At 43.2% G+C, this 7,640-nt stretch carries 6 protein-coding genes and 2 pseudogenes; 3 read left to right on the forward strand and 5 right to left on the reverse strand.

Going from position 1 to position 7,640, the window contains the following annotated elements; genetic code table 11:
- Positions 1-72: 72 nt before the first annotated feature.
- The 3 genes and pseudogenes from IQ229_RS05680 to IQ229_RS05690 all read right to left on the reverse strand — a co-directional run.
- Positions 73-372, reverse strand: coding sequence for a protealysin inhibitor emfourin (locus IQ229_RS05680; RefSeq protein WP_194042047.1), 300 nt, complete (start codon positions 370-372; stop codon positions 73-75).
- A gap of 176 nt (positions 373-548) precedes the next feature.
- On the reverse strand, positions 549-1,628 hold the full coding sequence (locus IQ229_RS05685; RefSeq protein WP_194042049.1) for a M4 family metallopeptidase: 1,080 nt from the start codon (positions 1,626-1,628) through the stop codon (positions 549-551).
- 412 nt (positions 1,629-2,040) lie between these two features.
- Positions 2,041-2,329, reverse strand: a pseudogene (locus tag IQ229_RS05690) (class I SAM-dependent methyltransferase); the annotation flags it as partial.
- Positions 2,330-2,381: 52 nt separating this feature from the next.
- Between IQ229_RS05690 and IQ229_RS05695 the strand changes: the two are divergent.
- Positions 2,382-3,608, forward strand: a pseudogene (locus IQ229_RS05695) (ATP-binding protein).
- Positions 3,609-3,687: 79 nt separating this feature from the next.
- Here IQ229_RS05695 and IQ229_RS05700 read toward each other — a convergent pair.
- Positions 3,688-5,958 carry a RelA/SpoT family protein gene (locus tag IQ229_RS05700; RefSeq protein WP_194042051.1) on the reverse strand — a complete coding sequence of 757 codons (2,271 nt, stop codon included), beginning with the start codon at positions 5,956-5,958 and terminating at the stop codon, positions 3,688-3,690.
- Positions 5,959-6,252: 294 nt separating this feature from the next.
- On the opposite strand from IQ229_RS05700, the gene patD reads away from it, so the two are divergent.
- Positions 6,253-6,606: a heterocyst frequency control protein PatD gene (patD, locus tag IQ229_RS05705; RefSeq protein ID WP_194042053.1), complete on the forward strand. Its 354-nt coding sequence runs from the start codon at positions 6,253-6,255 to the stop codon at positions 6,604-6,606.
- A gap of 49 nt (positions 6,607-6,655) precedes the next feature.
- Positions 6,656-7,198: an MFS transporter gene (locus IQ229_RS05710; RefSeq protein WP_228013188.1), complete on the forward strand. Its 543-nt coding sequence runs from the start codon at positions 6,656-6,658 to the stop codon at positions 7,196-7,198.
- Here IQ229_RS05710 and IQ229_RS05715 read toward each other — a convergent pair.
- Complete coding sequence (locus IQ229_RS05715; RefSeq protein ID WP_194042055.1) at positions 7,195-7,377, reverse strand: hypothetical protein; 183 nt, start codon at positions 7,375-7,377, stop codon at positions 7,195-7,197. The two genes, IQ229_RS05710 and IQ229_RS05715, sit on opposite strands and share 4 nt — an antisense overlap.
- Positions 7,378-7,640: the final 263 nt, after the last annotated feature.

The raw sequence follows: 7,640 nt of genomic DNA on the forward strand, positions 1-7,640 counted from the left end.
ACTTAATCTAGTTTGATTTATTCTCACCGACTTACTTAGCTTCAGAGACTTATAAGTAATTCTTTTTACTTTTTACCTTTTCTGTGGTATCGTCTGTAGCCATTCAATTAGGGGTCTTAAACTTCCTGGCAATGCTGACTCACTGACAGTCACTGTATGCTGCTTGCCGTTATCTTCTACTGTTAACTTATACTGAAAGCGATCGCTCTGGGGATTTGGCGAAGTAATCTGTTCCGGTAGCCTAAATAAATCAGCAACTTCCACTAGTTGGGGAAGTGTGGCAGCTTCATGTGGTGGGAGAGTATCTGTATCAACGGTTGTCTTCTTGGTAATTCCAGCAAAGCCGCCCGTGCGTTCAAATGATACCCGCATTTTTTTGCTCTCCGTTGTGTTATTTAGTTGAAATACATACTAAGACTGGGAGATGATAAGTTCTCAACTCCCAGTTTAACAACAACAAACAACAGATTAATCAGTCCTGAGTACTGAGTGAAGAAGTGGAAGATATTGACTATTTATTCCCAACTCCTCACTATTAACTCCTAACTCTAAATAACTCCTACCTTTTGCCAGGCATTTCGCACAGCCTTTTGCTCATTACTGTCATTGCCGTAGAGTTCGCCAGCAACTTGAATGGTAACGTTGGCAGCTTTTTTAAAATCTGCTTTGGCACGCAAGCGATCACGTAAGGCTATATACCATATTTTGCCAGCTTTTTCCCAGGCATAGCCACCAATCTCAACAGCCGCTAGATAAAAGGCATGGTTAGGGATTCCTGAGTTGATATGTACCCCAGCATTATCTTCAACACCTGTATATTTATCTTTTACATGACCTGGTTGGGGATCTTTACCCAGTACTGGGTCATTATAAGCTGTTCCTGGTGCTTTCATTGAGCGGAGGGCAACACCTTTGACAGTCGGGACTAAAAGACCTTCACCAATCAGCCAGTCTGCCTCTTGTGCAGTCTGATTTTTGGTCTTTTGTTTCACCAAGGAACCAAAGACATCAGAAAACGATTCATTTAGTGCCCCTGGTTCGCCATAATACTGCAAACCCGCTTCATACTGAGTTATCCCGTGAACTAACTCATGCCCAATCACATCGATTGATTTCGTAAAGCGTTGAAACATTTCTCCGTCGCCATCACCATAAACCATTTGGTCGCCGTTCCAAAAGGCGTTGTCATATTTAACGCCATAATGCACGGTGGAGTCTAAACGTAGTCCTTTGTCGTCAATGGAATTGCGATCAAATATTTCATGAAATAAGTCATAAGTAGCACCAGCAGCATCGTAGGCTTCATTTACTGCTGCATCACTGCTTGGTGGGTCTCCTTCACCACGTACCAATGTGCCAGGTAGTTGCTGGTCATTTTTGGCATCGTAGATGGTGCGGCGCTTTTCACCCGGAGAAGGTGCAAAGGAGATAGTACCTATAACATCTCTGCGTCCGCGAAGCTGTGCTGAAACATTTAATGTATGAAAAGCCCAACTCCGCTGCTGAGGATTGCCATTCACCACGACATTTTCCAACATGTGAGGCGGGATAATACAACAAATAGGGCATCTAGAGACAAGGGGATGCTCATACTTAAACCCGGCTGATTTCTTTTTATTTCGCGCCATCCGAGATATTCTCCTTTTGAAACTAAGTGATGGCAAACAGTGGCTTTAACTCCACTGGAGAAAGGAGCAGAAAAACGAATCCAAATCGCGTGTCTCTGGTTTTTCTGAAGGAAATTTTCTACTCTGTATTTTTGGATAGGTCTGTAGAGGATTGATAGTATCCTCACAGGTACTTATGATGTGGAAATATTGTATAAAAACACAAAGCGAGCTTAATTAACGCAAGTTTCAGTCAAAATCCTTGTGTGAGTTAGCAAGACCTCCTTTACAGACCTAATGAGTTTATATGTTAGTTCTTATCAACAAAAATAATATTATTTATTGCTGTTTTGTTACTATCAAGCTGTTAATGCTATAAATGCCTATTGGAGACAGGGGAATTTCAAATCTAGGCATCCAAAACCTAAAATTTTCACAAACAGCCACCAAATACCGCTAAACCATAATATTTCCAAGGTACTGCAACTGTCTTAAATCCAGCTTTGCTCAACATTTCTAAATGAGTCTCTAAGCTAGCTAACTGGTCTTGACTAGAGTAACCTTGAGTAGTGCTGATAGCACGTTTAGCGCGGATCTCTGTCAAATTAATTCCCTGTTCAATTGCCCATTCCTCTCGTGCCACCTTGTAAACTTCTGCTAACGGCTGGTGATTCTGGTAAAGTAGGGTCTGCATTCCAAAAACAGCCGTCTTGAGTGAGGCTAGCTAATCTACCTCTAGTGGAACAGGCTTCGCTGTTTTTGGTTAGGCAGAAGATGGATTTTAGTCAGACTCTAATTGCAAAAAGTGATGCCATTCTTGATCAATGGGTAGAAGCAGTTTACCAAGATCAACAAATTGAAGCTACTAATGAACTTACTTTCAAAGCTGTACGGGATAGCTTACCCCGTGTTTTGAAAGCATTAGCAACAGTACTTTCTGAATCTGAAACGAGCGATTTGCAGACAGTAGTAGATGCAAGTTTAGAACACGGAACACTTCGCGCCCAACAGGGATTTGAACCAGCGGAAATTGCGCGAGAATACCGTTTACTCCGGTTTGTGATTTTTTCCTTTTTAGAAGAAGATTTATTACAAGGATCTGCACAAGATGTGCTAAGGGCGGTTCGCCTGATTGATACAGTAATTGATGAAGCGATCGCACGTTGCTTTAACAGTTATACTCAAGGACGATTACAAGAGCTTAAACAACTTCAAAGTCAGTTGCGGTTGACTAATCAAGAACTAACTCGTTTGGTTCGCGCTAATAAAGATAGTCTCTCTCATTTGGCTCATGAACTGAAAACGCCCCTGACTTCAATCATCGGTTACGCAGACTTATTTATGCGCCAGCAGCGTCAACAATCGGAACTCAAAGACAGCTATGCAAATCTTGAAAGTATCGAGCGAGTTCTCAAGAGTGGTAGACTTCTTGTCCGATTAATTAACGACACTTTGGAAATTTCGCGCTATGATGCCGGACAGATGAAATTGCAGCCTACTTTAACCGATGTGCGTAGTTTAATCAACTTTGTTTTAGAGATAATTGAGCCACTAGCGCGTACTAAAGAATTATCCTTGGTTGTCGAATGCGATGGCTTCGCCAACGCCAAAGGCGAACGCGCTCCAAGTTAGGTTATCACAGATCCGCTTCGGCTTCAGCAAATTTTGATAAATCTGCTGAGTAACGCAATTCGCTATACAGAATCTGGTTCGATTCATTTGGAGTGCTGGACGGTATCTCAGCAGCAGTGGGCTATCTCTGTTACTGATAGTGGTATTGGTATTTCTTTAGATGCTCAAGCACAAATCTTCAATCCTTATTTTCGGGAAGTAACTGCTCCCCAAGTGCAAAGTTCTGATGGTACAGGATTAGGTTTAGCAATAGTCTCTCGATTGGTTCAGTTAATGGATGGTGAAATTAAAGTAGATTCACAGCTAGGAAAAGGGTCTACATTTACAGTAATTTTGCCATTAGAAGCGCTCACCTATAACTACGGCTGACTATTTCAGCGAAATTTGAAAGTGAAATCGCAACTTAAACTGGTGCGTTACACTCCGTTAACGCACCAAACTGGCGCATCTACTCGTCAATTTGACCGACGCGGCGAATATTCAAAATGTCGCTCATTTTCTTAATTTGGATGAAGACTTGCTCTAGTTGAGAGCGATCGCGTATATCTATTCCTAAGTCGATCAATGCCGGTTGACCAGTAGAGGTTTTTACCTGGGCATGACGGACATTGATCCCTTGATCGCTTAACCGTGACAAAATATCCTTTAACACTCCTACGCGATCCAGAGCTTCAATTTGAACATCTACTGGGTACGTATGCGGACGACCACTATTTTCGGCGGCTGGGTTCCACCTAACTGGTACTAAGCGTTCATACTCCACAGTCTCTAGATTATGGCAGCCTTGGCGATGAATTGAAATCCCCCTACCTCGCGTCACCACACCAATAATCGGTTCGCCAGGAATTGGGGTACAACACCCAGCTAGATAATATACCAAACCTTCCACTCCAAAAATTGGCGAATCAGTGGAGCGTGAGGTAGTTGGAGGTGCATCTCGCAAAGCTTTTGATGTCGCTGGTTCTTTAGGGATAAATGGTGACACAGTGGCAACTGGTTGTTGTCCCTTCGCTACTTCTCGCCAGCGATTTAGCACTAGGTTCAACGTAATTTCTCCGTAACCCAAACCGGCAAGTAAATCTTCCACGCTGTGGTAGTTACACTTTTCGGCGACAATCTGCATCGCATCCGACTTCAGCAGACTATCAAAACCAGTTTTACCCAGTTCCTTTTCTAACAATTCCCGTCCACGGGCGACATTTTCTTCCCGGCGCGATCGCTTGTACCATTGTTTTATCCGATATTTTGCCGCCGAAGTTCTGGCAAAGTTCAACCAATCTAGACTCGGATGGCAGTTCTTTTGGGTGAGAACTTCTACAATATCGCCATTGTGCAGCCGCGTTGACAGTGGCACCATTCGCCCATTCACCCGCGCCCCTGAACAGTGGTTTCCGACTTCTGTATGAATGCGATAAGCAAAATCTACAGTGGTAGCGCCAGGACTTAAAGGAACAACATCCCCCTTAGGGGTGAAGACATAGACATCATCTTCAAATAAATTATCTTTGACGCTATCAAGATATTCTTGGGCATCCTTAAGATCGGTTTGCCATTCCAGCAGTTGCCGCAGCCAAGTAAACTTGTCATCTGTGCCTGTCAAATGGCTAATGCTAGAACCACCTGTTTCTTTATACTTCCAATGGGCGGCAATCCCATACTCGGCAATATGATGCATTTCGATTGTCCGAATTTGCACCTCTAAAGGACGGCCAGTTAATCCAATCACCCCAGTATGCAACGACTGGTAACGGTTAGGCTTTGGCAATCCAATGTAGTCTTTAAATCTCCCAGGAATTGGGCGAAAAGCATCATGAACCACCGCCAATGCCCGATAGCATTCTTCATTGGTTTGAACAATTATTCGCAGCGCTGCCAAATCGTAAATTTCGTGAAATTCCTTTTGCTGGCGGTGCATTTTTTGGTAAATGCTATAAAGGTGCTTGGGGCGACCACTGATTTCCTGAAAGTGGATTCCGGCTTGCTGCAAACGCTCTTGCAACATATTCGTGGCTCTAGCCAATTTCTCTTCTCGCGCCGTCCGTTTTTCAGAAACATGCTCTTGCATTTGGCGGTAAGCTTCCGGTTCCAAATACTTGAAAGCCAAATCTTCCAGTTCCCATTTAATTCGCCAAATCCCCAAGCGATTGGCTAAGGGTGCGAATATATCTCGCGTTTCCTGGGCACTGCGGCGGCGGCTGGCCTCTGACATATATTGTAAAGTTCGCATATTATGCAAACGATCTGCCAATTTCACCACAATTACCCGAATATCTTGCGCCATTGCCAAAAACATCCGCCGGAAGTTTTCGGCTTGGCTTTCGGTTTTGCTGGTGAAATTGATTTTAGAAAGCTTGGTGACACCTTCGACCAATTGCCGTACTTCTGGGCCAAAGCGCTCTTCTATTTCTTGACTTGTAACTTCTGTATCTTCAACGACATCATGGAGAAATCCAGCTGCTATCATAGCAGCACTGCCTCCCAAGTCACGCAGCAATTCAGCCACAGCAATGGGATGAGCAATGTATGGTTCTCCAGATTTGCGGTATTGACCTTGATGCAGTTGGTAAGCAAATTCAAATGCTCGACCAATTAAGACGGCATCATTATGCTTTCTGTCATCTTCCCCTGCGCCGCTAGTTGTCGATGACTCCTTCAAACATTTTTTTAACCATTCGGGAATGGCAAGGTCAACTGATGAATTTATCGCTATACTGCTCATACAATTTGGGTTTGAATGGATCGGTAGATAAGTGAATGATAAATAAAACTAGCAGCATCGCCCTGAAAAGATGCTGTTACCCAAAGACGGGTTGGAAAAAGCAGTGTAAGGACGATTCTCCAATTGCCAGTGGTAGTCATCCAGTTTGAATTTCAAGAATCGTTAAAGAAAATCCATTGATGGCAAACAAAGCCCCAAATTACGATTTGAGGCTTTTAGTGCTGATAAGTCTTTAAGAAAGTTTATTGTAGAAGAAAAATTACTTGACATTAATACTATCTTAACTAGCACTGGATGTCTTTAAACCGTGAGAAATATCTGGCATTCGTAACTTTATTAGAGCAATTACGCTCCGATGCCACAACTACCCAAATCGTTGCGCCAGAACTGCGGCAGCGTGTAGCCACCTTGCAGCAATTTTTCGGGCAACAGATTGTGCCTTTGGCTGATGAAAACTGGCGAGTGCAGTCTTATCAAACGGAGATGAGCAAGCAATTGCGCCTGTTGGAAATAGATGTGATGTTTTTCCAAGGAGCGCGGCAAGCATCTACTGTACAAACTAGACTTCAAACGATTAGCGATCGCTTGACAACCCTCATTCAATACTGTGATGCCATTCTGCAACCAGAAGCGGAAGGAGAAAAATAACAATTGTTCACCTTTTTCTCTAATTTCTCCATCATCTCATTTATGACCTATGATGGAAAGTTATTTTGCTAACAAGTTGGAATTGGGTTTGGGTGCAACTGTTAGTGAAGTCGGCTGGGTAGTAACTGGATATGCGATCGCAAATGTCGTCTTAATTCCCTTATCTGCATGGCTGGGAGATTACTTTGGACGCAAAACCTACTTTATCTTCTCGTTGATTGGCTTTACCCTGGCCTCGGTTTTATGCGGTTTGGCATTTAATCTGTCGATGCTAGTTTTTTCTCGAATTCTTCAAGGTTTGTGTGGTGGCGGATTGCTAGCTAAAGCCCAAGCGATTTTGTTCGAGACTTTTCCACCTGCTGAACAGGGTTTAGCACAGGCAGTTTTTGGGGTAGGTGTAATTGCTGGCCCAGCCATCGGCCCAACTTTAGGAGGATTTTTGGTAGATGGTTTGGGCTGGCGGTGGATTTTCTTCGTTAATATTCCCTTCGGGATCGTTGCAGTGGCGATGTCTTTCATGTTTTGCCCCAAGACAAAGATAAGAGTGAGACACAAAGCCAAGCCGTTGATTGGTTCGGGATTAGGTTTTTAGTTATCGCTATGATACTCAAGCTGCGGTTTTATCTTACGCAGATTGCTTTCGAGTGGTAGGGATAGGGTTTCTTTGCTCATTACCTCTGTTGCTATTTCTGGGTAAAGGCGGTGCAAGAGCAAAAGCGCCAGTCGGTCACTAGGAGTAAGATAAATAGCGATCGCATCCCTAATTCTCAATAATCTGACTGCAAAACTGCGTAATAATAAGCCTTCAGAATTATTCTCTATCGAAAGTCACAGCAGAAAATTAATATACACGGACTGATCTAGATGAAAAAAGTAAAAGTCCCACTCAGTTTTGAGCGGGACTATATGAAGTCTTATTGCTAAAATGAGAAATCTTGATCTTAGAAAAAGTTCATTATTGTAATAACCCCAACGCTGGTTAACATCATTAAAGCGCCCATAATTATAGACTGGCCTAATGGATTGCTGAATTT

Origin of the sequence: Nostoc cf. edaphicum LEGE 07299 (assembly GCF_015207245.1) — a bacterium.
Taxonomy (GTDB): domain Bacteria; phylum Cyanobacteriota; class Cyanobacteriia; order Cyanobacteriales; family Nostocaceae; genus Nostoc; species Nostoc edaphicum_B.